The sequence below is a fragment of the Caballeronia sp. LjRoot31 genome (assembly GCF_964253885.1).
Taxonomy (GTDB): Bacteria; Pseudomonadota; Gammaproteobacteria; order Burkholderiales; family Burkholderiaceae; genus Caballeronia.
The window spans coordinates 344,569-370,291 of sequence record NZ_CAXURX020000004.1 but is presented as its reverse complement, the minus strand read 5'-3'; the positions used below and the strand labels follow the sequence as shown (position 1 = coordinate 370,291).

Genomic DNA, 25,723 nt, shown 5'->3' with positions numbered 1-25,723 from the left:
GGCGCCATCAAATCTGAAGTGCAACACCTTCCTCGTGTAAGGTGCGCACATGCAAAAAAGAAGAACGTATCAACAGCTTCAGCCTGAAGAGCGCATGACCATTGCAAGCATGAAGCAGCTGGGTTCGAGTGTTCGGGCCATGGCCCGAACACTCGGGCGCTCGGCATCAACTGTGAGCCGCGAGCTGACCAGGAACACGTGTTCTGTCGTGGGCTATGCGTCTGCCCCGGCGCAGTCGCTCAGCACGAGCCGACGCGAGGCTGCGCGCCCATGTCCCAAGCTGCACCCTCAAAGCATGTCGTGGCGCGTCGTACTCACCCTGCTGGAATGGAAGTGGTCGCCCCAGCAGATCTCAGGTACGCTCAAGCGCATGTGGCCCAACGATCCAACCCAGCACGTCTCGCATGAGACCATCTACACTGCCATCTATGCGCAGCCACGCGGTGAGCTGCGCCGCCAGCTTATCGCCTGTCTGCGCCACGGTCACAGCACCCGCATGTCACGCAAGCGGGGCACTGACCGGCGCGGCCAGATCCCCGACATGGTGAGCATCCATGTGCGCCCGCCTGAGGTCGACGACCGGGTGATGCCAGGTCACTGGGAAGGTGACTTCATCAAGGGCGCCGGCAATCAGTCTTCCGTCGGCGTGCTGGTTGAGCGCACCAGTCGCCTGGTGCTGCTGGCGAAGATGGAAGACGCCACCGCCGCCTCGGCACTGGCGGGCTTCACTGCCAAACTGAATTCGATCGCCGCCCCACTGCGCCAGAGCTTCACCTACGACCAGGGTAAGGAAATGACCCGGCATCAGGAGCTCAGCGCCGCCACCGGCGTGCGCGTGTACTTCTGCGATCCGCACAGTCCATGGCAACGCGGTACCTGCGAGAACACCAACGGGCTGCTGCGGCAGTATCTGCCCAAGGGTACTGACCTCTCGATCTACAGTCAGGACGAACTCGATGCCATCGCCGACAGCCTCAACAGCCGACCTCGCGCTACCCATGCATTTCATTCGCCATTCGAGGTCTTCGAACGTATGCTCGCAACCGCTTCGATAACCTCAGCTTCCGTTCATTAACCCGCTGTTGCATTTCAGCTTTGAAACCGCCAAGCGATATCCCGAAGGTTCATCGTCGCTTGTCGACTCGAATGACTCCAGCGAACGTTTGTCGCCGAAAAGGAGTGTTCGAAAATGGAATTCGTGGGCGACTCCGCTAGCATCGTTCAGGTGCACCGGCTCAAACTTGATCGAACCGAAATTGTCGATACCGGCGTGGTGAGCCATTTCGCGATTGAAGCAGGCGGTGCACAATAATCGTCCGCTCAGCCCCTCGTTTGTAGTATTGACAGTTTCGTACGGCGGCACGTTGGTGCCGCAAGCTGCGCATTGGCTGACGGACATGATGGAACTCCAGGGAATTCAGATACGCAGCATCCGTCACAGTGCACTTCACCTCGCCGTGGCCCGCTGCAGCACAAAAGATCGGTTTCGTTTGGGCCCTGCATATTTTGGAACGTCTGAGATAGCTCTTGGCGACTACGCGACCGGGCAACGCTGACAACATATCAAGCACTCGTGGGGTCATCCATTAGCCAGCTGACATCCAAATCGTGAAATGCGATAAGTCGCAGTGGCGTCCTCATCAGCCGGTGCGCGACTGACCTCCAAGTCGTCTCTAGTATGATGCATCTCGCTTCAGCCGTTCTGCAGTAAGAGATCCGGGTTATGGTGCGTTTGTCTGCGAGACATGTGGCTGAGTTAGCTGTTCATCTGTCGCACATATGTCTGCCCCTCTTTCGTGATCAGACACCCGCCGTGCGGAGCCGCCGAAACCAGCTCACTCCTTTCCAGTTCTGTTTGGATGTCCCACTCAAGCATGAGGGGTTGGGCGCTAGCAGCGCGTTCGTTAAGTTCCAAAAGCGCGGTTTTCGCTTTTGCACTGAGTTTTTCTGGCATGCCCAGCTCCTTAGAGCCCTCAAGACGCCAACTATGACGAATGTTCGATCGCTTGTCAGGGACGTCGTGATCGGGGAAGTGATGGTCCTACCGGACAGCGACACTGCCACGGCGACAACTAGGGGGAACGAGCGTTGCGGCCGCCTGGCTCAAGCCGTGTGTCCACCATCAATCAAGTTGCGCGCCTCGCGGGCGCTGTGGTTCAACGCCCGCTCCGCGGTCATTTGTTCCTTATCCTGCGCTTCCGCCGGCCGGGTTTCGTTGAGAAGAAATTGTCCCGTGGATATGTCTTCGATGGCAACGGTAACATCAAAACGCACACGCTCAGGATCAGCGTCATTTCTCACTGCGTTCATCGAGACGGTAAAGCCTTTGTGCACAAACGAATTTTCCATCAGCTACCTCCGTTGATTAGGCGACCCTTAGTATGAGCCAAATCATCTACCCGTGCCGTCCTGCTGGTATCCACGAGCAGTCGCACATCATCGCCCAGGAAGCGTGTCCCATACCATGAACCTTGGCGCCTCCATATCGAGTCTTCGAACGACGGTGTGAATGTTTTTGCCGTCACCGCAGTGCGTTACCAAAATGTGCATCTGCGACAAATCTTGCGCGACATGAAAGCTGATCACCATACTCTGAGCAAAGATATCTTGCTGCATCGCAGATGCGCTCGCTTATTTTGGAGTGCGAACGAAAAATCGATAATGTTAATTATGTAAAATACGTAGGATACCTAATGTTATGCGTCCGTGATCTCCGTTTGTTTGCATAGAACGTTCCCCGATCCTGCGTCAAAGCGGCCCGTCCCGGTTGTCTCGTGGCGCGAAGCGCGGGCTGACCGTCCAACAGGGGAACAAGCTTGTTCAGGGATTGGTGTGAAAATTTGTTTCCGCGTCCCGAGAGCTCCGCGGAGGCATGAACAGATCATGCAAACCGGCGGCTGCCGGTTGACCCCGACACAGCGCAATTTCTATCAAAAAATATATTAAAACTCACTATACTGTTAGCGTTTCCAGTCATCGACATCCAAGCGGAACTCCCAGCTAGCATCTTCGAGCTTCGGACCGCTCGCGTAAAACCACTCGAAGTCGTCGCCGCGATCTGCTGCCGCCAGCCGAGGTTCTTCCCAAGAGGGCGCCCATAACCAAAGCGCCCTTCCTGCGAACCACTCTTCGCCTTCGTCAAATTCGCGCCAGTTGCTCAGTTCCATTGTTTTCCTGTGTGGCCCGCGCGACCTGCGCGAGCGCTTCTCGGGCGTCTTTGTTAAACCGCAGGCAATGTCGTCAGAACGCGTCGTGCCAGTCGCTCGCGAACGGCTCCCGAAATGGATTCCAGTGTTGTTTGATGTTCGTGCGATTGGTCAAGGCATATTGACCGATGTCCATTGTCAGCTGAACGGGTGACTCACCCACGCCATCGGGAAACAACTCCTCAAAGCGCTTTTTTGCGAGTTGCGGGTAAAACTCATAAAACGAGGCGATGATTTCCGTCCGGCAGTACTCGGTAAGCATCGCGCCGACGATTGCGGCGTTGCGATCATCAAAACCGGTCCAGACGTAATAGGCGAATACCATCGCGATTGCTTCGTCGCCGTTCATCCATTTTTGTATGACTCCCGCACTTTCCCCGCTTGATCTCGCATCTACTGCATCCGCAGTGGCTTGAATCAGGGTGAAGAAGGCTTGAGTGGCACTGAGCGACGAAATTTTGCTTCCGGTCCGCTTGACCTCGTCCCAGACCTGGGTAACTGTCAAAACATCCATGTAATGACCTTCATTGTTGTTTTCCAATGTGTAGCTTGAGGCTACATGTAGCGTAAAGCTACGACCGTGTTTTCCTACCCATTACAGCTCGCGAGTGGATCGATGTCGGCCGACACGATAGAGAAGACAGCGAGGGCCTTGCCAGCGATCCAGCGAGGCTCCCGACCTTTGCCGCTCCATGTTGCTCCGCTATCCGGGTCTCTGTACTTCGGCACATATCGCCCGCTTTTCTTCGGCACGTATTTGGGACCCCTGCGTACCTCCCGAAGGTCCTTAGATTCGATGCCCCATTCGTACATCCTTGCCTGAATCTCGCGAATCGCCCTAGCTTTTTCGCTCGCAAGTGCCACCTCGATCTTGAGATCCAAGATCGCAAGCTCTGCCGTCAGTTCAAGAAACCTCGACATGCGTCTTTTCCGATAGCAAATTTACAGTTCTTCCGGCGCTGTCACACGTGATGCAAGTACAGTCAAGTGTCGTGGGTTTTCGACGTCCGGAAAATTTACCAGTTCGTCGTATTCCTCAATCTTGATCCAGAGATGACCACCGCGTGAGTCTCCGTCCATCAGCCGTACACATGGAACGGCTTCGACAAGCGCGCTGAATTCGCGAATCGTTAGCTGTGCGTCGTACTCACCGGTCATAACTTGGAGTCTTTGACCGTCGACGCTGTACCCTGCGAATGCCTGAGAATGTCCCACTCGCACTCGAAAAGTCAGATATTCCTCGCGGGTCATCCCGTTGGCGTCTAACAGGCGTTCATCCACGTTGAGGCTAGCGCCGAGACGTGCATATCCGAAACGATCGATCGCGGCTTGCGTTGCGGCTCGCCGAAGACCAGGAAGGTCCGTAGGCAAGCCCGGCACATCGAACGTCCATACGGTGACCGTTGCCATCTCTTCTCCTGTTTCCCGATGCGTTATCGGCCCGCGCTGGCACACAGCGCGCGGGGTACTTAACCAATCACAATAATATTTATTGGACGTCGTGTGCGTAGCCGTCCGCTGTCGTATCGACGCTCACGCGAATGAGTACTTTGCTGGTCCCACTGATGCCGCCACCCTGAAAGGTAAGAGAGCCTTCTTTCTTGTAAAAGGTCTGAAAACGATAAGCATCCTTTCCAAAATAGAACGGAATAAATGCCTTACCAGTAACGTACTGATGAGAGTCATTCGGAGCGCCAATCAAGTCCTCGACTTCCCTCTGGCCCATACCAATCCGAAGTTTCGCAAATTTGCTGTTCCTCGCGGGTGTACCGTAAATTTCACCATCAATGTCACCGACATGGATTTTCTGGATGCTGCGGCCGTCGGCGGTTGAAGTTGACTGGTTGTTGCTTCCCGCTGTGGATGACGAACCCGTCGGCGTAGCCTGCGGCTGTGATGTAACCGATTGCAATGCCGAGCAGCCACACAGCGCTGTAGCAAGAAAGATAGACACGAAATTTTTTGTATTCACGCGATTTCCATTTTTTATTGTTGCAGTGTTTAACAAGATATTTCCTTACCCCTGTTCCGCGAGGTGCCGGTTAAGCTAACACTCAGATGTAACTTCAGTAGCATGCTGCGCCCTCAAAAGGGTCGATCTGTTTTCCGGTCAGACCGAAGCGCTGCCGCTGGCACCACCTCGGTGCTGGCGTTTTGCCACTTCAAGATCGCGTTCGCACTGGGCTATGGCGTCATGCAGCGACTGCTGATGTTCCTCGCGGCGGCGCTCCTGGGCACCACTTCCTTCACTACGTTCGCAATCGCGCTTCAACTCGCCTAGGTATTGCCGTCGTGATCCGCCTGAAACACACCAGGGATGATGTTTGCCCGAGCGCCATCGGCTGCAATGCCGGAAAACGGGCCGCGCCGGACACGTACATTGATCGCCGGCATTTGGGTTCCCTCCCTATTGTTCTATGCGATTCCGCGACGCTATAGCACTTTGCCGTCTTTAACGGCAGTTTCTTTAGATTCTTTAGGCCAGGCCGTCCTGTCTTTTAGATAACGTCACGAAATGCTGGACTAATTTCGGCATCGGAAACGTCGATAAAACGGTTATCCGGCTAAGAACAACAGGCAAATGCGGATTAAGCCCGTGATAGTGAGTGCGGCCGAGAGCAGTTCCCAAATCGCGCTCGCGGCGATAAATGACGTATCGGCGCAATGCCCCGATGAGTTTGATCGATGAACGATAGATGCGTCGCTGCCTACATCCCTTCGTGATCGCGGCACATAGCGAGACTTCGCGCCGCAATTCGCCGCTCGCAAAGTAGAAGTCTGCAACGGTAACTTGGGCAATCTCGGTGATTCGCATGCCGCACGCCAGTCCCAACAGCAAAACAACGGCGTCTCTTTCAGGATAGCGACTCGTGGCGTCTGTGACGCGAAGAAGAGGTGCCGGATTTGGCTCGGAGCTCGAACTTCAGCGCGTTTGATGTGTTGCTGGCGCATAGTGGACCTCTGAACGCGTTGGAATTCGGTCGTGTTCAGAGAGAAAAACCGCGAGGCTCTTTTTTAAGCATATCACCGCGTCATTGCTACCAACCTCGAAGGGTAACCGTCGCACAGTTACAACACATAATACGGAAGAACAACGAGTTAGCCACCTCATCCGGCATGAAGCAGATCTGAGATGCGATCTTTGTTCTTAGCTCGCGGTGGCTTCCATGGAGCGCCGTCTCAGGTTACGTTGCCGACGTATTCCGTAGAGTCGCCCGCGCAACTGCTGACGTTCACTGGCGCTGCCAGGACGTGCTCTCACAAGACGGATCCTAAACGACATGCGCCCATACTTGAGGCGCAAATGGTCGGCCATAACGGTGGCGGGTGTTACAGACGGTCGCTTCGGCTTTCTTCTTCCGGCGACGCACACGATTCTTTCCATTTATATCGCCGTACGTGATCGGAAACGCACATCCGCACAATAGGCAATGAGTTAAACCTTCCGTTTTCGTCAGATAGCGAGCGTGCATACCATGGAGTTCGTGGGCCGTGAGAAAGAGCTCGCCGTGCTGCGCAAAGCGTGGCGCGCTGCGCTTTATGGGAAGCCGCAGGTGGTCGTGCTTGTTGCGGAGGCACGCCTCGGGAAGACCCGCATCGTACAAGAGTTTTACCGATGGCTGAACCAGTTTGAGGATCCCGGTAACTACTGGCCCGACACGCTTCCTGGCGACGATGACAGCCTGCATGTCAATCCGGTCTTCGAAGGGCACCTACCTCACAACCTTCTGCCTCCCTGGTTGTGGTGGGGATTGCGCTGGGTCAAACCCGCTCTGCGCAACCCTGGTGAGGTAGCACCCTGTGCAGCGATATCTGCTGCCGACCATCTCAGACCGCATGTCGAAGCGGCCAGACGCCACTTGGAAAAAAGAGAAACCGAACGACGAGCGTTGGTCGGCGTTGGCAAGACCGTGGCGAATCTGGCCACCTTTGGCCTGGCAGGCACCGCTATCGAAATCTTCGAACGCGGGGCGGATTTGTATGAACTTCGCAAGTATGACGCGGGCGATCAGCGCTCTATTCTCGCGAGACGGGCCGCGCAATCTGAGACTGAACTCGGTCACCTGTCCGAACACCTGCTCGCGCTTACTTCGACCGACAAAATCGTACCGGGAGGGATGCCTCTCATTCTCGTGCTTGACGATGTCCATTGGGCCGACCCCGAGAGCCTTCAGTTCGTTCAGCGACTGATGCGTGAGTTGGCCTCGCGCGGCAGGGATCGTCCAGAGGCCCCAACCCGGCTCCTGATCATCGCCACCTCGTGGGAGCGGGAATGGAACGAGGCAACTGCGCAACCGATTTCGACCCTGGCGGATTCGCGCCCCGTCTCCTTTTCTGATGCAATACGCGCGCTGCAACACCAGGCTCACGACAGCGGAGTCGTGGGCCCGCAACTGACCGAGTGTCGCCTCGGTCGTCTAAAGACGAGCCTGGAACACGCTGTTGCGCAAGAATTGCCAGGCCTGACCGCGACACAATGCGCACTCGTCGCCCAGCTCGCGGGGGGTAGTCCGGGCCTTCTGGTCGAACTGCTGGCCAAGCTGAAGAACCGCAGCAAACACCTGTTTGAGCAATCGGATGTTAGTCGCGAGCTGACGCCGCGGGGCGAAGCCAAGGTGCGTGGTATGAGCGTCAGCTATCACGAACTCGTCGAAGAGCGCCTGCAGGATCTCGACGCGGTGGAGGCCTCCGTGCTGCGTCTTGCCAGCTATGTTGGCCTCAGTTTCTCGCGGCCGATTGTTCAAGACCTTGCCGGGCACGTCGAGGCACCACCTTGCTCAAATCTTGGTGCAGAGGATGTGGAAAGTGCCCTCCTTCAGGCCGATAACCCCCTGGCTATCATCCAGGCGGTCGCCGACCGACTGGATGAGTTTCGCTTGCTGGTCTACCGCGACGTACTTCGGCGGCAACTGGAGGAGTCCGATGATCTATGGCGCTGCGTTGAGGAGCATGTTCCGGCACTGATCCGGCGCTGGCTGGACGAGACAATGCTGGGCGGGTTGCCGGCAGAGGCGAAGAAGATCTTCCTGGTCTTTGCCTCGGGTGAGATGTACTCCCGCTTGAGCGAGCGCTCGGATGAAGACGCCCGCATGCCACTACTACAAGCCTGGGCAGAACAGATTTGCGACCTGGAGGTGGAGGGCCGAACAGAGCCTATGGCGGCGTTGCTGGATATGTGGTTGCGAGTTTGGCGAGAAGGCGATGAAGCGAATACCTTGCGCATCGGACGCAGGCGCCTGGAGGGTGTGTTGCAATGTGCATTTGCGGTAGATCGCGTTAACTCCGTAGCCGAGATTGCGGGGGGCTGTCTCGGATTTATGCCGGCAGTACCGGCTACGGAGGAGCAGTCGGCGTTACTATCGATGCTGCTGCGCTATGCCGGCGATGCCGCCCTCGCAATCGACGACCTGGCCGGGAGTAGTTCGCAATTTGATAGATTTCGGACTGAGGCTTTGCGCGCTCTTGACGCTTTCGGCCCGAGCGCCGAGCGGCTGCGAGACGTCTCCGTGTCGATGGACAGGGTCGGCGATGTACTGCTGGGCCAGGACCAGGTGGGGCCGGCGCTCGCGCTGTATCGCGAGTCGCTGGAGATCTGCGAGCGCATCCTGCGCGAGTTCGGCCCGAACGCCACGCGGCTGCGAGACGTCTCTGTGTCGATGGAGACGGTTGGCACTGTGCTATCGGGCCAAGACCGGGTGGAGCCGGCGCTGGCGCTGTTTGGCGAGTCTCTGGATATCCGCGAGCGCATCCTGCGCAAGTTCGGCCCGAACGCCGAGCGGCTGCGCGACATCTCCGTGTCGAAGGACAGGGTCGGCGATGTGCTGCTGGGCCAAGACCGGGTGGAGCCGGCGCTGGCGCTGTTTGGCGAGTCGCTGGATATCCGCGAGGGCATCCTGCGCGAGTTCGGCCCGAACGCCGAGCGGCTGCGCGACGTCTCCGTGTCGAAGGACAGGGTCGGCGGGGTGCGGCTGGCTCAGGACCAGGCGGAGCCGGCGCTGGCGCTGTTTCGCGAGTCGCTTGGGATCCGCGAGCGCATCCTGCGCGAGTTCGGCCCGAACGCCGAGCGGCTGCGCGACGTCTCCGCGTCGAAGAACAGGGTCGGCGACGTGCTGCTGGGTCAGGACCAGGCGGAGCCGGCGCTGGCGCTGTTTCGCGAGTCGCTGGAGATCCGCGAGGGCATCCTGCGCGAGCTTGGCCCGAACGCCGAGCGGCTGCGCGATATTTGTGTCAGTCTTCAAAAGATGGTCAACGGTCTCGAGGCTTCTTCCATGCCAAAGGAGGCATCGGGGATTGCTCACCGCGGACTTGGCGCCGCTACGCAGCTTGTCGCTGTGTACCCGAGCAGTGACGGTACAAGCATCGCGGCATGGTTTGAGTCGGCAATACGCCGCCTTGGCGGCAAGTAGACGACCTGATTGCGCGGAGCTGAGGCTACGGGCTTATATGGATTGGAGCGATTGCCGGTAGCGTTTAGGTTCGAGGTCCGATCAGCAGCTCGCGGCTTGAGCGAGATGGCCGCAAAAGCGCAATTCGCCGTGTCGACCACGCGCGTCGAATTCCGGTAAAAGGTGAAATGCCATAGGGAACGGCCCGCTTTGCGGCCTCATCACGCACCGTCTGGCCCTAGCCGACTGGTCGCCGGTTGCACCGCCAGCATCGCTCGTTTATCGGCAGCTTGAGCTACGTACTCTTCCCATCTCGATCAGGATGCTGTTACCTGTTCGAGGCGCCGTAAGCCCAGTCCGGTCACAGCAGAGCGGTTGTAACGCGGTCGGAAGATTACATTTACCTCGGAAAATCGCCGGAATACGTCGACCCCGTGCCTCGCCCGGGCCGCCTGCCCTTGATAACAACCCGGGCGCGCGATCACCTGATGGCAATACCGCGACCCACTTTGCCGTGTGGAGCCAGAGGCCGGACATCATGAAGATCCTCCTCAACAGCGGCGCGCCCTTCCTCATGAAAAATAACTTTGGTGCGCTTCCAATTGATGTCATCAACTGCCATCCATCCTCTCCCGAGAATGCCCAAATGCGGGATATGCTGATTGCGAAAGGATCTCCCGTACCTGGGCCGCCTGCCCCCTGATGTGTCGAAGATAAGCGAATCCTGCGTCCGGACGATGCAACAGTCTCTGTGCGTTTTCTTGGGTGTGCATCGACGCCAACAAGATTCCACAATTCCAGGACAAGAAAAAACCCGCCGATCTCCGAAGAGATGTGACGGGTGTCGGTTGCGGGTTACTCGGTCACATGCACGGTGACGGGGCCGATGCGCTGTCACTTGGGCCGGCTTCGGACGCATCGCAGAGATCGGCAGCGACGTGCGCGTGCCCCGCGCGTGCCATCAACTGTTGCGCCCGCTCATACAGGCCGGCAGCTTCGGACTTCGCCTTCAACGTCTCCTGCATCAGCCAATCGCGCTCGCTGACGCCAGGGGGGATGATGAAGGTGAGGTCCGACTCTTTCGTGTGCAGGACGAGAACACGATTTTGACCGCCGATTATTCGGTCGATTCGCGGAGTCTCGTTCGCGCTTTCTGGCAGTTTCGCTTCCGGCAGTCTTAGCTTGAAACGCTCCACGTCCGAGCTCGCCGCCGCAATAAGAGCTTGGAGGGCATGAGTCGCCGTCGGGTTCACCGAAGGTAGTGTGTTCGCTTGTTCGGCAACCGCAGCCTCCCACGCTTCTCGAGCGACGCCGACACGAGCAAACTCGTATTCTCGCAAGTTGTGCAATCCGAACTCCTCCAAAGACTCCCCCGAATTGGCAGGCATGCCGTTGTCGGAATTCCATTGCACTACGCAGCCGTCCTTGTCGAGGCCGATCACTTCATCATCCTGATATGGCGGCACTTGCTGATCACCCACCGCGCACGTTGCCCACTCGGGTAGTCGATCAATCTCAAAGAGATCGAATGCCACCGGAGCTTCGCCTACCTTGTGCTCGAAGAACAACAACTTTGCGAGGTCATCGTTCTGGTCCGAGTCCGCTTCACACCAACTTTCGTAGCCCCAAACCTGCGCAGCCAGCAGCCTCTCATTCGCGACGTCGACAACGACACGGCACTTCACTTCCATGCGTCCGTCTTCGTTCCACGACCAGGTGTGATCCAGATCGCCCACAAACCAACGCGGCGTCTGCTCCTTCAAACCTGTCCGACTGCGTGGTGTCCCTGCGGCCATCCTGTCGTCCACGATGCCATTCGAGCCGAAGCCACGCACGAAATCGTTTAGCGCAACTCGGCTGAGCTGGTCGACTTCGCCAACGTGCGACAGGTCGTACAAGCCAGCGATCGAGAGATCTTCGGGCGACGCATCTTCGGAAAAACGTCCTAAGATGGCATCATCGGCAGGCTCATTTGCTTGAAAAAACAGGACAGCCCGGGTTCCAGGTATCGCCTCGTGCTCAACCATGGCTACCCACAACCGCCGCGGCGACTCCCGATCGACGAACGCTATTGCCGTCCGGGACGCGTCCCAGTTGAGATGATGATGGTCCGCGTTGATGCGGTCGACGATACTCACTTTGCTTTCCATGTTGAAATCTCCTGTTTAGGTAAGCCCGCTGCTGAGGCGGGCGATAACTGAGCACTGGAGATGTCCCACCGGAAAATATCCGGGACGGCCACTGCCGGGCCGAGCATCAGGAATAAAGCGCCCACCGTCTCCGAGGAGAACAGCGGGCGTGGGTTACGGTTTGACTAAGTGCGTGCGGACGGATATTGGTGCTCAGTCACCTCGCCAACCCGGGCTTCGATGACCCGCGAGATGTCGCTCAGATAGTTCGGCCGCAGCTCGCAATAACGGCGCAGCGAACCATCGTGTGGTAATACGGCCTGAAGCTGCGCGTGACTCAGCGTTTCGTGCGAAATGTTTTGCTCGCGCACGTACATCCAATGAGCGTCATGGGGTTCCAGATAATACCGGTGACCCCATTGGTCGGGCTCATCCAATCGGAGAATGCGCCGGCCGTGCCATTTCACGCCATTGTCGTTGGTCCAACAGACGACATCGCCGGGCTTAAACGCCGCCTCCACCACCTTCCTTTCCATGATTCAACTCTCCTCGTGTGTAAGCCCGCTGAAAACCAGCGGATGACAAAGTAAAAGAGCTGTCGCGGCGAAAAATAAGCGGCGGTGACCCGCGGAGCGACGCATACCGGTCGGCCACCGCTTCCCGAACTCTCGCGCCAGTCGTAAGAGATTTCGAAACACGCAGGCGGAAAAAAACCCACCGTCTCCGACGAGAACAGCGGGCCGTGAGTTGGGGCACCAAGGTGCGTAGGTCACTTGTTTTGATCAGGTACGCGATAACGCACGAGGCGGGACGGTCCTAGTGTGTTGCGTACTTGACGCAGCAGCGGACCGTTCGGTTCACGCTCGTCGCGACCGGTGTCCCACAGGCGACGGAGTGCGGATTTCCAGTTGCGTCCATGGCTCGTGGCGAACGCCACGAGCGCTGACTGCTGCTCTTGCGTAAGGGTGACTTTGGCGAATTTCATGGGGTCCTTTGCGTGTGAGGTTTTGGGCGGAATTGGTGAGGTTGGCGAAGCACGAGATATGAGGAGGCAAAAAAAATGCGCGATAGAAAAATGGCTCGGCTGTCGGTTGCCGGGCAGGCTTTTCGAGCGATCCGAAGGTAGAGATGTATTCGCGGATCCGGATCGTTCGTTCGGCGCGAGCGCGGTCACGAACCACTGGGTGGCCGATTCGAGCCAGTACTCGATTCGGGGACGATTCGGATCGGCATCTTCGATCCCGGCTACTTCGGCCGTAGACCAGAAGTCGTGACGAGTGACATCGAGGAAGGGGATGTCCGCCTTCCACTGCTAGGCGTTTTTTCAGCCGGAGGTCGTTCCTGAGACCTAAAGCTCGTGGACGGTGTAACCGCCGAAATCGCGGTCGTCGCTGCGCGCTTCTATCTGGTGTATCTGCTAGAAAAGACGCGTCCACCATTTTCTGGAGCGAGCGGCATCGGCGCGGTTCTTGTTGGCCCAATCTTCAGCCTCGAGGTCTGGGTTGCGCAGGGTGACGTATAGGCTATCGACCTTTCGAGAGAAAACATAGTTGTCCGTCATAGCGTTGATGACATGCAATATCTTCTCGTGCCCTTCTTCGTTCGCAATATCGAGCTCGTCGGCTATATCAGCGACGAGCTCGTTGATGTGGATACCAGGTTGTACCCACATATTCCGGGCTGCGAGCATGCCGATATCGCTGCCACCAAACGCGGCGGCGTTGACTACTCGCGGCGGCACTGGCAAAGCACTGATGAACGGGAACGGCTCGGCAAACACGTCATAACGGCGCCAGAATTCGTAATGAAAACGCAGCAGGACGACGTCGGTTCGGATCGTCGGCGAAATGGCCATCGCCGCTTCCTGGAAGCTGAAACTACCAGGCGACTCACAGAAGAAGAACTCGACCGCCTGAGCTCGTGATTCGGGTGTCGCAGTTGCGCCGAAGAGCGCAACTGCGAATCCATAGATCAACTTGAAAGCGTCCCGCTCCGAGCCTTCTTCGAAGTCTTCGGGCGTGATGTAGTCGAGCCGCTCGGCTACTCGTCTTCGTCCCCTCCTGTTTCCAGGGTCTTGAAGAGTGCCTGGCGGGGCATCAGCAAATTCCGCAGCAAGACGAAGTGATGCCGCGCGATCGATTTGAGGAACGCCCATATCCAGAGGATCATCCCCCTCAGGATCACCCGGATCGTGGGACTGACGAAACTGATCAAGAAATGCGAAACGACGTGCCGTATCGGCGGTATCAAAACCATCAAAATCCCAATCACTGCCAGGATCACCCAGACTTTCCCCAAGTGCATCGTATTCCTCTTCAGGGTGCGGTGTTGCCATGCCCGTCTCCGCGGTTGCCATGCGTGGTCGATAGGAACCGGTCGAGTTTGTCCGGATCGATGAAATTGAAGCCCTCGCGTTTGTAGAACCGCGGTTTGTTGATCCTGATCGGACCGATCTTTTTCTTCATCTCGGGCGTGAGGCCCACGAACGGGATGCGAAGGTTAAAAACGTGCTTGCCTTCATAGAGCATGACTGCCTCGCCCTTTTCGAGCGCCTTGAGCTTGTTAGGATCGACGCGGTGCACTTCTTCCTCACGCTCGGCATAGCTTTCGCCACTTGAATCGCCGGTGGTTGCTCCCGGCGCCGCGCGTAGCGCGTCCTGGGATTTCGATGCGCTATCGGTGGACGTCATGGAGCGCCGGACGGCGAGATGTGTACCGATCAGATCAGCAACAGATTCAGCGGTCGATTGAGATCCGACGCGGAACACGAGCTTGGTCGTCGTGTTTCCGGTAACCATTTCGGCGAAGTCTTCGCTAATCGCCTTGAAGTTCGACTCTGTTTGCACTGCTGGACATAGAAAAATGCCCGCACTGCGTGCCTGTTCAAAAATTCGCGCCCAGGACTCGTTAACGTAGCTGCCGGCTTCATCGAAGAAGCACATGTACGGAATTTTCGGGCGATCGGCCTTGTTTGCCTGCAGCCAGGAGACGGCAGTTCGGAAGTCACCAAGCACCATCTTCCCGAAATTCGACGCGGCGACATCCTTGCCCATGGTGGGCAATGCCACATAGACAATCTTGTTCCCTTTGATCGCGTCGTACAGCCGCACGTCTGGCTTGTAGGTGTTCATCACCTCGCCGAACTGGTTGGTCCCGAATGTGAAGAGACGCCCGACCATACCGCCCAGTACGTCCTTCATCTTCTTGACGTCAATCTGACCGCTCAACGGATTGCGAGGGTCAGCTGGAACACGGTAGTTGTCGAGGAAGAGCCTAAGGTTACGCGCCTCATCGGATCGAGGGTATCGATTGGTAAGCGTCGCCTGAAGCTCTTCGAGGGCTCGCCCATTATTCAGTAGAACTGCGAGATCATAGAAATTGTACGCGAGACCGGTCTTCTGGCATGCGCTGATCACAGTAACGAGCGCCGTGTTCGCGGACTGCTTGTAGTAGTCGCTGCCTGCGTTGGACTCTGTGGAGGGGATTAGCGAAAGCAGTCGAGCGGCAACCTCGTCGGCGTCGCCCTCAAGGATCGGGTTGTATGTATTCGAGAGAGCCGGGTTGCCTGGGTTAAGGACAAAAAACTCGTGCGCGCGGCCGGCCCACTTGCAGAACTGGTAAAGCGAAAGAATGTTGTCTTCGTCGAGCTTGCCATCAACGAAGAGCACCCCGCCTCCCCGCTGGATCTGCTGGAACATCATCAGGGAACCGGCGACGGTTTTCCCGACGCCAGATTGTCCGACAATCCATATGTGGCGGAATAGGTTGTCGTCGTTGATGATGATCGGCTCGCCAGTATCGGTCGCATAGCCCACCATGAGGCCGCTTGTCCCGTGCACCGGTGCGGGGGAAGACCTGACGTCAATCGAGCTGTTCAGGTGAAAGTGGCGCTTCCATGGATTCAGGATCCGCCTGGCCAGGTGTGTTGAACCAGCAAGCGCGGCACCGAAAGGAACGAGTGCCGGTACGGTGCCGGCAAAGAAAGGCGAGGACAGCGTAGCACCCAGCCCGAGCGAAAGCGCGCTGGCTGTGTCTACCGGGCCTCCGAGCTGCATGTCGAAAGCCTTGCGGTAGATAAGCCGCATGTCAAAAGGCGCGGCCTCATGCGGAGGACGTTCCTTTACCTTCCGGGCATTTTTCGCAGTGACAGGCCTGAAGTGCATATTTTGCCCGCGTTACACAATAAAAAGCCCGTATGACGAAGTCACACGGGCTGTGGGTTAGAAGTGGGCCGAACGCTTGGTGCCGCGTTCGATCTCTTCGATGCGTTGATCTGCTTTCTCGCGAAACTCTGCAATCGCCTTGGGATGCTTCAGAATCGACGAAATCATCTCCGCGGCACGGCGGATGTTTTCGGGCTGGTCAACAATCTGGATGCCCTTTACCTTCGTATCGAGAATGGCCCGCTCGTCCGCCGGTATGTCACGGGCACTGGTCGCCTGGCAATGGTCACCGGTATTTCCCGGGTCCCGCACGCCGTTAGTTTCAGCCGGTCGGGTTTGAGGAAATGCCGTGCGTAGCGCGAACGAAGTTGCAGCAGATACGTTAAACCCTATCTTCTGCATGCACGAAGCGAACGCTTTGAGTTCCGTCCGCGCCGGCGCGTCGGGATCTGTGGTGCATCCATACGGTGTCGCCATAACAAGAAACGAGTGTGAGCGTGCAGTGAGGTTCACAGGATGTTCGTGTCCCTCGCGGCGGTACCAAAAGCGGATCGTGGCCGAGTGCAGAAGCTCCCGGCTGACCAAATTTCCCGCTGCAAGAATGGGCGCCCCTTCGCGCAAAGCATGCTCCTCGATGTCATAACCCCAACCGACCCCGATCGGGCCAAATTCCGCGCTTGCCAGATACGACAAATGCTGCACGGCCGCTGAAATGTTTTCGACCACCGATGACGCTTGAGATAGCGCCTCCGGGGCCATTCGCTTACTTGCGCGGGTCCACAGGGAGAGGTTGTCTTCCTGCGCCCCGTTCCCATCGTGGTCCGGGGGCGTACAGGCTGAATTCATCTCCCTTCTCCGTTTCGTCAGCAAAAAGTAAGGTTTCCCGGACGGGCAGACCTAGCGACGGAAATGTAGAAGCAAAAATAAATCGAACTCTCATTAAAAGGTATTATTAACCACAAGAAGGTTTTGAATTTATTCTCTTGTATGCCCTGTCGCTTTCAGCGCACTTGCCTCTTTCCGATCTTCAGCCATGGACGAAATCGTTGGTCGCCTTGCCTCCGTCACTGCCTACAACGGCAAGTGGGCACGTGCGAGCGTCCGGTTGGCTGACGGCACGGTTGTAAACTGCGTCGGCGAGGCACTCATAGGCCTTGTGGAAGGCAACGACTACAAACTGTCAGGGCGACATCGTGCTCATGAGCGGTACGGGGTCCAGCTCGAGGTTCGCGTGGCGCAACTCGAGGTTCCCCAGGATGAGAACGCACTATGTCGCTATCTGCGGAAAAACTATGCGGGCTGCGGCCAGCAGACAGCGGCAAAATTTGTCGAATGGGCGAAGGGGACGCCGGGCGGCCTTGACGCGCTGCGTGAGCAATTGATCTCGAATCCCGCGGCAGTGGACTTTAGTGCTGTTACACGACGCGCGGTGAAGATGTCGGCCAACGACGGACCGGAAGTGCTGATATACCGGAATCTGTCGCTTAGGCTCGGCGCAAGTGGCGTACGTGACTATCTTTTGCGACGTCTCGCCGCCTGGCTATTCGAGCGGGTCGGGACTCTGGATGATCCAGTGTCGTCGTCCTGGGGACGCCTTTCGGCCAACCCATACGACCCGATTCGTTCGCTTGACGGCTACGGTTTTGCAACCGCTGACGGAATTGCCCGATACCTGTCCTTCCCGGCGAGTCATCCCTATCGGCTCGGCGCGCTCGCCACTCATGCCCTCCGTGAGGGCTGTGAGAGTGGCGGTCATACTTTCCTGACGGATCTTGAAATGGAGACGCGTATCGCGCGTCATGATCCGTCTGTGAGGGCAAGTGATGCCGTCCGTGCAGCGATCGACAACGGGGAACCCATTGTCGTAAGTGACGAGGCCTATTACCCGCTAGGGCTATACAACTGCGAAGTCGCACTGGCCGGGCATCTTGGGCGTCGTCTCGCAGGTCCAGCGACGCCCATCACGACCTTGTCGCCAGAGCGGCTTGCCCACGAAGTGAGCATGGCCGAGTGGAGTATGGGCGAAACGTTCAGGCTCGATGCCAGCCAGGTCGCCGCCGTTATTTGGTTGCTGACGTCTACTTGCACAGTGCACACGCTCACGGCCGGTCCGGGGTGTGGAAAGACGGCGTTGATGGAGGTTTGTGTACAGGTGATTTGCGCGCTGGGCGCCGGCCAGCGAATAGTGTTTTGCGCGCCGACCGGAAAAGCTGCAAAGGTGCTTGGCGCCCGGGTAAAACGGCTAGGTATGACATCGGCGACCGTTCACGCGACGCTGGGTGTAGAGGCGGACGGGTTTCACTACAACGAAGAGAACCCACTGCCGGCGGATATCGTCATTGCCGACGAGTCATCCATGAATGACCTTGCACTCACGCGGGCTCTTTTCGATGCGCTTCCGCCGGGTTCACACATCGTCCTACTCGGTGATCGGGACCAGTTGGCCTCTGTTGGTCCTGGTCAGATACTTTCGGACATGCTCGAGCTCGAGGCCGACCATCGTACCCTTTCGACTACCCACCGAAATGACGGGGGAATTCTCGATGTCGTGGAGCAGGCCCGTGCTGGCCGATGCGACTGCGTCGGACGGTCGGATGTCCGGTTTTCGCACGGTTTGCCTTCCGCTGATGCCACGAGTATGGGACGGGTGATCGGCGTTTTCCTGCGCGCCGTCGGACGTTGCGGCATCGAGAACGTGGGGCTCCTGATGGGTGCGCGACGCGGCGACGCCAAGGTGCCGGGCTGGAATGTGACGTACATGAACGAGGTGCTACGGGAGCACATCAATCCTGGCGGCAGCCGTGTACCCGGGACTTTCCTGAAACTCGGCGACCGGGTGATGATTAGGCAAAACCTTCGTCTCGAACAGGGCGAAGATGCAAACGGCAAGCTGCGTTTCGAGCAGGTTGTCAATGGTGACACAGGCCGACTGATCGAGTGCCAAATGGACTCCACTGGCCACGCAGTCGCCCATCTGCTGATCGATTTGGATGACGGGCGGGAGATCCGGTTTCCCGGGACGGGGCTGGAGGCGTTGGTGCTTGCCTACGCTTTGACTGTACACGCGGCTCAGGGCTCCGAGTACCGGGAGGTCATATTCGTCTGTACTGACGGCATGCCCGGGTTCATGCACAGGGGCATTGTCTACACGGCGCTGTCGCGCGCGCGTGAGCGTCTGGCGGTATTCGCAGATGACGACGTCTTGCGCCGCGTGTGTGCGCGTCCTATCCCGCGAAGAAACTCCAGGCTGGTCCAGCGTGCGTGTCACGCGGGCGCGTCAGTGCGTTGGGACCGCGTGACCAATGATTCGGAGCGAGCACGTGTCGGTTCGGTACCGAAGTCGCATTTTCAGGTTGTTTCTTATCGGGAGTCTGAATGAAAAACGAGATGCGGCGTTGGCGTCTCTCACGCGCCGGCCAGTGGACGATGGTCGCTGGTATCGCCTACGTGGTGTTCCGCTGGTATCAGGATCTGCGCAGCGCTTCGACGCAAGCATGGCTGGTTGCACACGGGTCTGATGGAGGTTGGGCTGCAGTGTTCTTGATGGGCGTCCTGGTTGGCACCGTGGTAGGGACCTGCGTCGGTCCGTTGCTGCTCGAGGCGATAGGAGTTCGCAAGATGCAGGCTGGCAGGTGAGTGTCGAGATGCAGTGAATACCGGATATCCGGTATCGGATTTAAGGTTTGAACCAGTGGCGAGGGTTTAATCGTCAACATTTTTTAATATTGGCCTCCGCCTGACGGAGCCGATCTAAAGCATGGCGGTCACTCTGACATGAGGTCCGACATGGAAGCAGCACGAACGGCCGTAGATAACGTGGGGTTTGATGTGGACGACGTCCGCGTAGCGATCGCCTACTGGATGGAGCGAGAGCCGTGCACGGACGGCTTTTCGCTTAGCAGGACAGTGAGCCGACTCGCAGACGTTTATGGAGAGATGATCGCCAACGGTGCGAATTTCGTCGCGTTGGAGAAGGTGCCGGAGGAAACCCGCGGCTACCTGCGGCAGGCCGGCGCTACCGAGAAATGAAGCCTGCGTGGAGCCGCGTTCAGCTCCGCGTGAGCGGTTGGAGCGGACCAGGTCCAGTCGGCGGCGACGAGCTGCTTACGGGAACGGGGCGTCGCTATCAGATCGTGGAAGTGAAGGCCAAAGCGTTGGTCTGTCTGGTGTTACCGCGCGATGCGCCCGTCCAAGGACAGGTGTTCAACTGGGTTTGGGACCGGCGTGGCGCGAAGCGATAAATAAGTACAGCAAGGACAGGTAAGCATGGAATTTGGAAATTCATACAAGGGCTCGGGCAACGACTCGAACGGCTGCCGTCGCGGCATGGCGTTGTACGACATTCTCGAACAGCAAATGGCCCTCTTCCCGGATCTGTTTCGTAGCTATGAAAAAGCCGCGATCGCGGCCATTGAGAAGATTCGCACCCGCGGAACGACGTCACAATAGCCGAGGGACACAGAGTGCCAAAGCTTCAGCATCGCAGCATCACGTGGCCGGCCGAGATATTAGAAGGCTCTACAAGCGCCCCACCAGAAAAGAGCTCGCGACACCGCTTTGAGGTGTAGTGAGCTCATTTGCGCGTTTGAAGCAATTGAGACCTCAGTGTGTCCCGTGCGGGTTTCCGATTTGCCGCCGGCGCAGATGAACCGGTTAATAGTAAGCGCGAGCTTGCAGTAGCCGCGCAACGCCTGCACATAGCCGTCAAAAAAGCTGTTCCATACGTTGAAAACGAAGTTCACTATGGCCTCTCTCTCGAGCGTCTCAGGACGAATGTGCGCCGGCGCCTACGTCAGGCTTCTCCCCGCGGCCCGGCGGACTTGCGGCTTTCGAAGAGGACGTGGTTTGCACCTCGAGCGACAAGAATACCGAATACAACGAGGTCGCAGACCATCAGCAGCCATTCAGCGAGGCTAAATACATAGCCCGTGGCTGGGTCCATACCGCAGCTCAGGAGCCACTGGCGTACGGTATCCACGACGGCGGCGATTAACATCACGCCAAGGAAAACTGCGCCGTTGGTACCGACGTGGCGGAGAAAGGCCGCAGGGGTGTGTTTGATAGTTTTGTTCATAGAGTCTTCCGGACTTTCAAAGGTGGATTCTTGGTATAGAAGATTCCAGGCAGTCGAAATCTCGAAATCTCGAAATGAACAAAATGTTGCTTCGTGCGCTGCCGCAAGTTCCATTTTCGCAAAGAAAAACCCACGAGAAGAAGGCTCTCCTGCGTGGGCCGTGTGGGTGGCGGTACCGAGACCGCTTACGTTCTCTTCACGAACTTGGTGACGGCTTCGTGAGGGTAAAACGTTGCTTTCCATGAGTCGCCCTGGCGGCTACTGCGGTCGATCAGTACAAACTGAATATCTCCGTCGAGACAATTGGGATGGAGATCGTCCAGACCGTCTTCGTCCCGAACCTGCAACTCCAGTTCACCGCCGTACATGATGGCGATGTATGCCTTTCCCGCGGCACGCTCGCCCCTCACTGTCGCGAGGAACGTCTCGTACGCCTCGACAGCTTCGGTGCCGATAAAGAGCGCGTGGCCCGCCTGACGGACGCGCAGCAATTCGGCTTCGAGCTGCGCCGCGGCCGTCTCAAGCGTGCTTGCAACAGGGGCATTGGCAGCGGTGGAATGGGCGGTGACCTTGCCAATGAACGATTCGACAAGCTCGACAAATGTCTGCATGACTTCCTCTCCGGGTAAATTCCGCGCGGTGGCGTAGTGACCGGAGATGCCAGGCCGAAAACAATTCGACGGCGCCGGTGCAACTGCCCGACGACATACCCGATGCCGCGCGGAGCAGGTTCAATTGGCTGCCGGCTCCTGGCCTCGCAGCCAGCCGCCGTCTGCAGTTGCGGGCTATGCGGTCCGGATATTCCTGAACAATGTTTGAGCAGACGGTTGTCGGTATTTCATATCTATAAATCGTCGTCGAGCGCCCGAAGGCGGTGGGCAACGCGCAGCGTTGTCCACGGGCTGAGGGTGACAACTACCTGTATAGCTATTTGCAAACCTACCTGCAACTACTTGCCGGATGGCCACCCCGCCCGCAGAGCCTTGCCCAGCAATCGATTTGAGCGATTACACGCGCCGGAAATTTGAGCGGATACACGCGAATCGTTGAGCAGATACACGTGCCAATTTGAGCGGATACACGTGGACAACCAGGTCATTTCCGGCGATTCGGGCCGCCCAGCAAGCCTCCGGTGGGATTTGAGCGGATACACGTGGACAATCCCAGTTATCCACAGGCTACCTTGACGGTATGACGTTGAACGCAGATGCGATACACCGATGTGCTCGCCTGACGGCGGCAAAAAAAAACCGGCCGCCTGGGCCGGTAAAGACTTTCACACGTGAGCGTGTGAGTCGAGGGTGCTTGACTACGCCGATCGCGATGGGGGGATGTGCAACGGGCAAGGCGTAAGACGCAGGTAATCGGTTCCGGGTTCGACATGGCCGTCAGCCTCACGATAGAAGGTGAGGACTTCCCGAAGTCGCCTCTTGAAGTTTGCCTTGAAGTCGTAGAGACCACGCTGGGTTTCTGGATAGCCTGCGCCGAACTGCTGTTTCAGAGCAATCCACGGGATTTTCACTTCGGGGCGCCCGGAGACTTTCAGGACGTACATCCGGTAGGTCAACCACGCATAGATGTCCATTGCGAACGGCGATTTTGTGAGGGCGTGACAAACCTCCATCTTGATGGGCACTGGCGCGCTAACGATCTCTTTGAAGAAGTTTTCAGAGAGCTCCAGGCTGCTTTCCCACACTGATTTCTGTTCGGCCGACTTGGGGTGCCAGAAAACGTTCGACTCGTCGGAGATCAGCAGCCTTTTAGACGAATCTATGTGCTCGTCGACGTACTCGATGGAAATGACGGCTTTGAAGAGCCTCATGCTCTGGTCGCGGAACCGCTTGATGTCACGCCCGTTGCTGTGCAGGCCGACCTTTTCGAGGAACTCGGCCTGGCTGCGACCGAGAGACAGTATCCTCTGTTTGCTTATGACCGCTTGGGTGCAGATCCATGCAAGCACCATTCGAGGTATGGCACCGTAGGGAATTCCGTAATGCTTGCTTGTCGGGCTCACGGTCAACGTGAGTTTTCCTGTGTCGCGCCAGTAGATCTGGCCAGGTGGAAGCTTGGGGTCGGTGTGAGGCAGTGTCGCCTGGGCGAGTGTTCTAGCGAGATATCCAGTCGCACCTGCAAGGCCAGCTTCTTCCTGCTCAATCATCAATGCTTCTTCGATGAGCATTTTCTGACGCTTGGTCAGTTCTAAAGCTTCGGGCTTCTTCGAACTGGTCGTGCGGCGGGCAGCCGGCGCCTTGGCGATTATTTGCTGCGTTGACGTTGGGTGCCCGAACAGATCTGCGTCGCTGGAAAGGCGGATGGTCGCCGACTGCGCGGTTGTGGAGGAGCCGCGTGCTCGTGCCATGTTGGCGGCGGTCTGTGTGGCGTCAGCGGCCGGGATACCACGACTGATCAATTCGGAGCGGTACACCGACTCGTCAAAGTGGAAGTCGTCCGCCATTGTCGCCTCACCGGTTCGACAGTCGAACAAAACTGTTTTCCAACCCGACGCAACCGCGAACGACAGACTTTGTGAGTCCGTTGCGTTTGCATAGGTACGGGTGAAATTGACGTTGAGACATGTTGTGCTGTTTTATCGCCAAGTCTGGTTTATCTGGTGATCCTTGGCGGGTTACTGGGCGGGATTAACGCCGGCACGCCCAAAATTGCTGACAATCCTATTGTGACACACATAATCTGCAAAAGATTATTTTTACTCAATAGAGGTTCTTTATCGATTTCGCAACGCGCGCAACAGGTTCGCGGCGTTATTAAAGTCCTGATCCCATCGGGAGCCGCAGCCAGTACATGTGACCATCAACGGGCTGCCCAAGACGTTTCGGCTGCCGCAGAAGTGGCATTCCTGGCTCAAATAGGGAGCGGCGATCCGGCGTACCTCAAACCGCCCGGCCCGCTCACTCTCAGCGAAAAAGGCACGCAAGGTGGATATCGCGGCGCGCTGCCTGTGCCCCCTCCTCTGTTCGACAATCCATGTGTTGTCGTTCTTTTGCCGGTTGGCGAGCATCGAAAGATCGAGTTGCTCAATCGCGATTGTGCTGACGCGCGGCGCTATCGCTGCGACGAAATTGCGGTAGATCGCGGCGCGGCGTGCAAGAAGGTTTTTCCTCAGGTGCGCGGCCTCGTCGAATTTCCGCCGGTTGGCCTGATACCAGATTTGCAGCTGAGGGGACAATGCCGCCTCACGGGACCACCGCTCTCCAAGCGAGCGCAGACCGAGAGCGGTTCCTGGGTTAGCCTTTATACGTTCGACATGGTGGCGCAGGCTCGCGGGAGCGAGCTCGAGCTCGGGCATTATCTGCGGCATGTCTGCCACGGCGGCACGCCGGACGCTTGATTCAAGGTCCTCCATGTAGTCGAAGCTGAGCATCCATTGTGCAGGCAGCTCGAGCACCTCTTCGGTGCCGTCGGAGAAGCGAACAGCTGCGACGCGCAGGCCTGTCTCCGTGATACGCCAACCCATGTTGATAGCAGCGGAAAGAGTCCCCTGTTTCAGGACTGGCTGGCCGCTTGTCTCCACCACGATTTGGACCTCGTACCTTAACGAGACGCCAACCCGTTTGGTGACAAGTCTTGCTAGCTTGACCATGGCATCCGGCGGAAGTGGTCTATGCATCACCATAGGAAACGATGCGAGGATCTTGTCATCCCGCTTCTTGCCCAATGTCGCAACCGTAAAGCGGAGCGTGCGTTTGCGACCCTCGCCTTCGATTGCGAGATTTGCGCTTTTGCCAGCGAGGTGGGTGGCCGGCACCGGGTTCGGGAATGGGATGACGAGGACCCCCGTTTCAGAGTCGTTGCGGCGACGAAGCTTGCCGCCGCGGCGCAAGGCTTGCTGCCGGGCGCGGATGACCTCATGCATCAGAGCATTTCGATTGGGCCACCACAGGAAGCTATTGCCCGTGAGCTGGTTGGCCTCTTTCAGGAAGCGCGCGTTTGACGCATGAGTGATATCGCGCACCTCGCTCTTCAGGGGTTTGAGAGCATCGGCAACGGCGGCATACCGTTGCTGTACGGCTCGCTTGAGCGTCGTCTCGACATCAGGTGTTGCGCGATCAGTCCGGCCTGGAGTGCGGCGATGTTCGGCCAACGCGAGTCTCGCCGCCTCATAGTGCTCCTGTGCGATCGCGACACCTGGATGCTGGGCGCCGAGCGTTTGCAGGAAGGTGCGGTGGGACGTGTCGTGGAGCTCAACCAGGCGGTTCCAAACACGGGCGCGCTCGGCGAGATGGGTCGCGACGAGTTCTGGATTGTCGGGGGCGAGCAGCCCGAACACGTAGGTTTTTAGCATGCTCAAATTGTCACCGGGAACGTGGTCGTCGAATTATTCCGGCTCGCGAAAAAAGAAAATGCCCCTGCACTCGTTTCCGAGTAGCAGAGGCGTGGAGAGAAGGGGACACTTAGGACCCGGGTATCGGACCTGTCGCAGGTCAGAGACAGAGGTTGGTCAGCGCGCGGGCGAAGAAGTGCGAGACGAAACTGTCATCATCCATGTTGCGATATACACGAAAAATGACCTCCCAAACACCAAAGCGAACGTTGAACGCAACGTTATCGGCGACCACGCGGACGTACTTACCCGCAATACTGCGGTGTTCCGGGAACACATCCGCTATCTCCGGACGCATCACTGCGGTGCAGTAAAAGCGAGCCTTTGCGAAAGCTACCTGATCGGCCGTCGGCGCGCGCAGCGCGTCGGTATCGGGCAATGCATCGAAAACGGCGCTTACATCGTTTGACATGACAATCTCCT

At 57.7% G+C, this 25,723-nt stretch carries 28 protein-coding genes; 8 read left to right on the top strand and 20 right to left on the bottom strand.

The window, feature by feature from the left end:
• Positions 1 to 49: 49 nt before the first annotated feature.
• Positions 50 to 1,075: an IS30 family transposase gene (locus ACSQ8V_RS39680; protein WP_436204693.1), complete on the top strand. Its 1,026-nt coding sequence runs from the start codon at positions 50 to 52 to the stop codon at positions 1,073 to 1,075.
• Here the strand turns inward: ACSQ8V_RS39680 and ACSQ8V_RS39675 are convergent.
• The 8 genes from ACSQ8V_RS39675 to ACSQ8V_RS39640 form a co-directional block, all read right to left on the bottom strand.
• Entirely contained in the window at positions 1,058 to 1,399 is a 342-nt protein-coding gene (locus tag ACSQ8V_RS39675; RefSeq protein ID WP_436209565.1) for a DUF7685 domain-containing protein, read from the bottom strand. The two genes, ACSQ8V_RS39680 and ACSQ8V_RS39675, sit on opposite strands and share 18 nt — an antisense overlap.
• A 357-nt stretch (positions 1,400 to 1,756) precedes the next feature.
• Positions 1,757 to 1,954, bottom strand: a complete 198-nt coding sequence (locus tag ACSQ8V_RS39670) for a hypothetical protein (RefSeq protein WP_436209564.1) — start codon at positions 1,952 to 1,954, stop codon at positions 1,757 to 1,759.
• A gap of 149 nt (positions 1,955 to 2,103) precedes the next feature.
• Positions 2,104 to 2,349: a hypothetical protein gene (locus ACSQ8V_RS39665; RefSeq protein WP_436209563.1), complete on the bottom strand. Its 246-nt coding sequence runs from the start codon at positions 2,347 to 2,349 to the stop codon at positions 2,104 to 2,106.
• Between the two features lie 611 nt (positions 2,350 to 2,960).
• Complete coding sequence (locus ACSQ8V_RS39660) at positions 2,961 to 3,167, bottom strand: hypothetical protein (protein ID WP_436209562.1); 207 nt, start codon at positions 3,165 to 3,167, stop codon at positions 2,961 to 2,963.
• A gap of 73 nt (positions 3,168 to 3,240) precedes the next feature.
• Positions 3,241 to 3,747, bottom strand: coding sequence for a hypothetical protein (locus tag ACSQ8V_RS39655; protein WP_436209561.1), 507 nt, complete (start codon positions 3,745 to 3,747; stop codon positions 3,241 to 3,243).
• A 47-nt stretch (positions 3,748 to 3,794) separates the two neighbouring features.
• Positions 3,795 to 4,127: an H-NS histone family protein gene (locus tag ACSQ8V_RS39650; protein WP_436209560.1), complete on the bottom strand. Its 333-nt coding sequence runs from the start codon at positions 4,125 to 4,127 to the stop codon at positions 3,795 to 3,797.
• Between the two features lie 21 nt (positions 4,128 to 4,148).
• Positions 4,149 to 4,616: a hypothetical protein gene (locus ACSQ8V_RS39645; protein WP_436209559.1), complete on the bottom strand. Its 468-nt coding sequence runs from the start codon at positions 4,614 to 4,616 to the stop codon at positions 4,149 to 4,151.
• A gap of 79 nt (positions 4,617 to 4,695) precedes the next feature.
• Positions 4,696 to 5,214 carry a hypothetical protein gene (locus tag ACSQ8V_RS39640; protein WP_436209558.1) on the bottom strand — a complete coding sequence of 173 codons (519 nt, stop codon included), beginning with the start codon at positions 5,212 to 5,214 and terminating at the stop codon, positions 4,696 to 4,698.
• Positions 5,215 to 5,349: 135 nt separating this feature from the next.
• Between ACSQ8V_RS39640 and ACSQ8V_RS39635 the strand changes: the two genes are divergently transcribed.
• A complete protein-coding gene (locus ACSQ8V_RS39635) occupies positions 5,350 to 5,487 on the top strand; it encodes a hypothetical protein (RefSeq protein WP_436209557.1) in 138 nt (45 codons plus the stop codon).
• A 195-nt stretch (positions 5,488 to 5,682) separates the two neighbouring features.
• Here ACSQ8V_RS39635 and ACSQ8V_RS39630 read toward each other — a convergent pair whose 3' ends face one another.
• Entirely contained in the window at positions 5,683 to 6,021 is a 339-nt protein-coding gene (locus ACSQ8V_RS39630) for a hypothetical protein (RefSeq protein ID WP_436209556.1), read from the bottom strand.
• 661 nt (positions 6,022 to 6,682) lie between these two features.
• Between ACSQ8V_RS39630 and ACSQ8V_RS39625 the strand changes: the two genes are divergently transcribed.
• Together ACSQ8V_RS39625 and ACSQ8V_RS39620 are read left to right on the top strand one after the other, a co-directional pair.
• Complete coding sequence (locus ACSQ8V_RS39625; RefSeq protein WP_436209555.1) at positions 6,683 to 9,613, top strand: tetratricopeptide repeat protein; 2,931 nt, start codon at positions 6,683 to 6,685, stop codon at positions 9,611 to 9,613.
• A 301-nt stretch (positions 9,614 to 9,914) separates the two neighbouring features.
• A complete protein-coding gene (locus ACSQ8V_RS39620; protein ID WP_436209554.1) occupies positions 9,915 to 10,295 on the top strand; it encodes a hypothetical protein in 381 nt (126 codons plus the stop codon).
• Positions 10,296 to 10,455: 160 nt separating this feature from the next.
• On the opposite strand, the gene ACSQ8V_RS39615 is transcribed toward ACSQ8V_RS39620, so the two are convergent.
• The 6 genes from ACSQ8V_RS39615 to ACSQ8V_RS39590 all read right to left on the bottom strand — a co-directional run bounded on the left by ACSQ8V_RS39615 (position 10,456) and on the right by ACSQ8V_RS39590 (position 16,643).
• Entirely contained in the window at positions 10,456 to 11,742 is a 1,287-nt protein-coding gene (locus tag ACSQ8V_RS39615) for a hypothetical protein (RefSeq protein ID WP_436209553.1), read from the bottom strand.
• 164 nt (positions 11,743 to 11,906) lie between these two features.
• Positions 11,907 to 12,257 (bottom strand): hypothetical protein, encoded by a 351-nt coding sequence (locus ACSQ8V_RS39610; RefSeq protein ID WP_436209552.1) that lies wholly within the window; start codon positions 12,255 to 12,257, stop codon positions 11,907 to 11,909.
• A 233-nt stretch (positions 12,258 to 12,490) separates the two neighbouring features.
• Positions 12,491 to 12,706, bottom strand: coding sequence for a hypothetical protein (locus ACSQ8V_RS39605; protein ID WP_436209551.1), 216 nt, complete (start codon positions 12,704 to 12,706; stop codon positions 12,491 to 12,493).
• Between the two features lie 432 nt (positions 12,707 to 13,138).
• A complete protein-coding gene (locus ACSQ8V_RS39600) occupies positions 13,139 to 14,056 on the bottom strand; it encodes a hypothetical protein (RefSeq protein ID WP_436209550.1) in 918 nt (305 codons plus the stop codon).
• Positions 14,037 to 15,806 (bottom strand): type IV secretory system conjugative DNA transfer family protein, encoded by a 1,770-nt coding sequence (locus tag ACSQ8V_RS39595; protein WP_436209549.1) that lies wholly within the window; start codon positions 15,804 to 15,806, stop codon positions 14,037 to 14,039. The genes ACSQ8V_RS39600 and ACSQ8V_RS39595 overlap by 20 nt, the downstream gene beginning before the upstream one ends.
• Positions 15,807 to 15,941: 135 nt before the next feature.
• On the bottom strand, positions 15,942 to 16,643 hold the full coding sequence (locus ACSQ8V_RS39590; protein WP_436209548.1) for a hypothetical protein: 702 nt from the start codon (positions 16,641 to 16,643) through the stop codon (positions 15,942 to 15,944).
• 274 nt (positions 16,644 to 16,917) lie between these two features.
• Between ACSQ8V_RS39590 and ACSQ8V_RS39585 the strand changes: the two genes are divergently transcribed.
• The 4 genes from ACSQ8V_RS39585 to ACSQ8V_RS39570 all read left to right on the top strand — a co-directional run bounded on the left by ACSQ8V_RS39585 (position 16,918) and on the right by ACSQ8V_RS39570 (position 20,333).
• The gene (locus tag ACSQ8V_RS39585) at positions 16,918 to 19,263 is read left to right on the top strand and encodes an AAA family ATPase (protein WP_436209547.1); all 2,346 of its coding nucleotides are present in this window, start codon (positions 16,918 to 16,920) and stop codon (positions 19,261 to 19,263) included.
• On the top strand, positions 19,260 to 19,520 hold the full coding sequence (locus tag ACSQ8V_RS39580; protein WP_436209546.1) for a hypothetical protein: 261 nt from the start codon (positions 19,260 to 19,262) through the stop codon (positions 19,518 to 19,520). Before ACSQ8V_RS39585 ends, ACSQ8V_RS39580 begins: the two co-directional genes overlap by 4 nt.
• Before the next feature lie 150 nt (positions 19,521 to 19,670).
• Positions 19,671 to 19,913 carry a DUF3717 domain-containing protein gene (locus ACSQ8V_RS39575; RefSeq protein ID WP_436209545.1) on the top strand — a complete coding sequence of 81 codons (243 nt, stop codon included), beginning with the start codon at positions 19,671 to 19,673 and terminating at the stop codon, positions 19,911 to 19,913.
• A 237-nt stretch (positions 19,914 to 20,150) separates the two neighbouring features.
• Positions 20,151 to 20,333, top strand: a complete 183-nt coding sequence (locus tag ACSQ8V_RS39570; protein WP_436209544.1) for a hypothetical protein — start codon at positions 20,151 to 20,153, stop codon at positions 20,331 to 20,333.
• A gap of 343 nt (positions 20,334 to 20,676) precedes the next feature.
• Here ACSQ8V_RS39570 and ACSQ8V_RS39565 read toward each other — a convergent pair whose 3' ends face one another.
• The 5 genes from ACSQ8V_RS39565 to ACSQ8V_RS39545 form a co-directional block, all read right to left on the bottom strand.
• Positions 20,677 to 21,201: a hypothetical protein gene (locus ACSQ8V_RS39565; RefSeq protein ID WP_436209543.1), complete on the bottom strand. Its 525-nt coding sequence runs from the start codon at positions 21,199 to 21,201 to the stop codon at positions 20,677 to 20,679.
• Positions 21,144 to 21,569, bottom strand: a complete 426-nt coding sequence (locus ACSQ8V_RS39560; RefSeq protein WP_436209542.1) for a hypothetical protein — start codon at positions 21,567 to 21,569, stop codon at positions 21,144 to 21,146. The genes ACSQ8V_RS39565 and ACSQ8V_RS39560 overlap by 58 nt, the downstream gene beginning before the upstream one ends.
• A gap of 698 nt (positions 21,570 to 22,267) precedes the next feature.
• The gene (locus tag ACSQ8V_RS39555) at positions 22,268 to 23,413 is read right to left on the bottom strand and encodes a replication protein RepA (protein ID WP_436209541.1); all 1,146 of its coding nucleotides are present in this window, start codon (positions 23,411 to 23,413) and stop codon (positions 22,268 to 22,270) included.
• A 270-nt stretch (positions 23,414 to 23,683) separates the two neighbouring features.
• The gene (locus ACSQ8V_RS39550) at positions 23,684 to 25,261 is read right to left on the bottom strand and encodes a hypothetical protein (protein ID WP_436209540.1); all 1,578 of its coding nucleotides are present in this window, start codon (positions 25,259 to 25,261) and stop codon (positions 23,684 to 23,686) included.
• A gap of 139 nt (positions 25,262 to 25,400) precedes the next feature.
• Positions 25,401 to 25,712, bottom strand: a complete 312-nt coding sequence (locus tag ACSQ8V_RS39545; protein ID WP_436209539.1) for a hypothetical protein — start codon at positions 25,710 to 25,712, stop codon at positions 25,401 to 25,403.
• Positions 25,713 to 25,723: the final 11 nt, after the last annotated feature.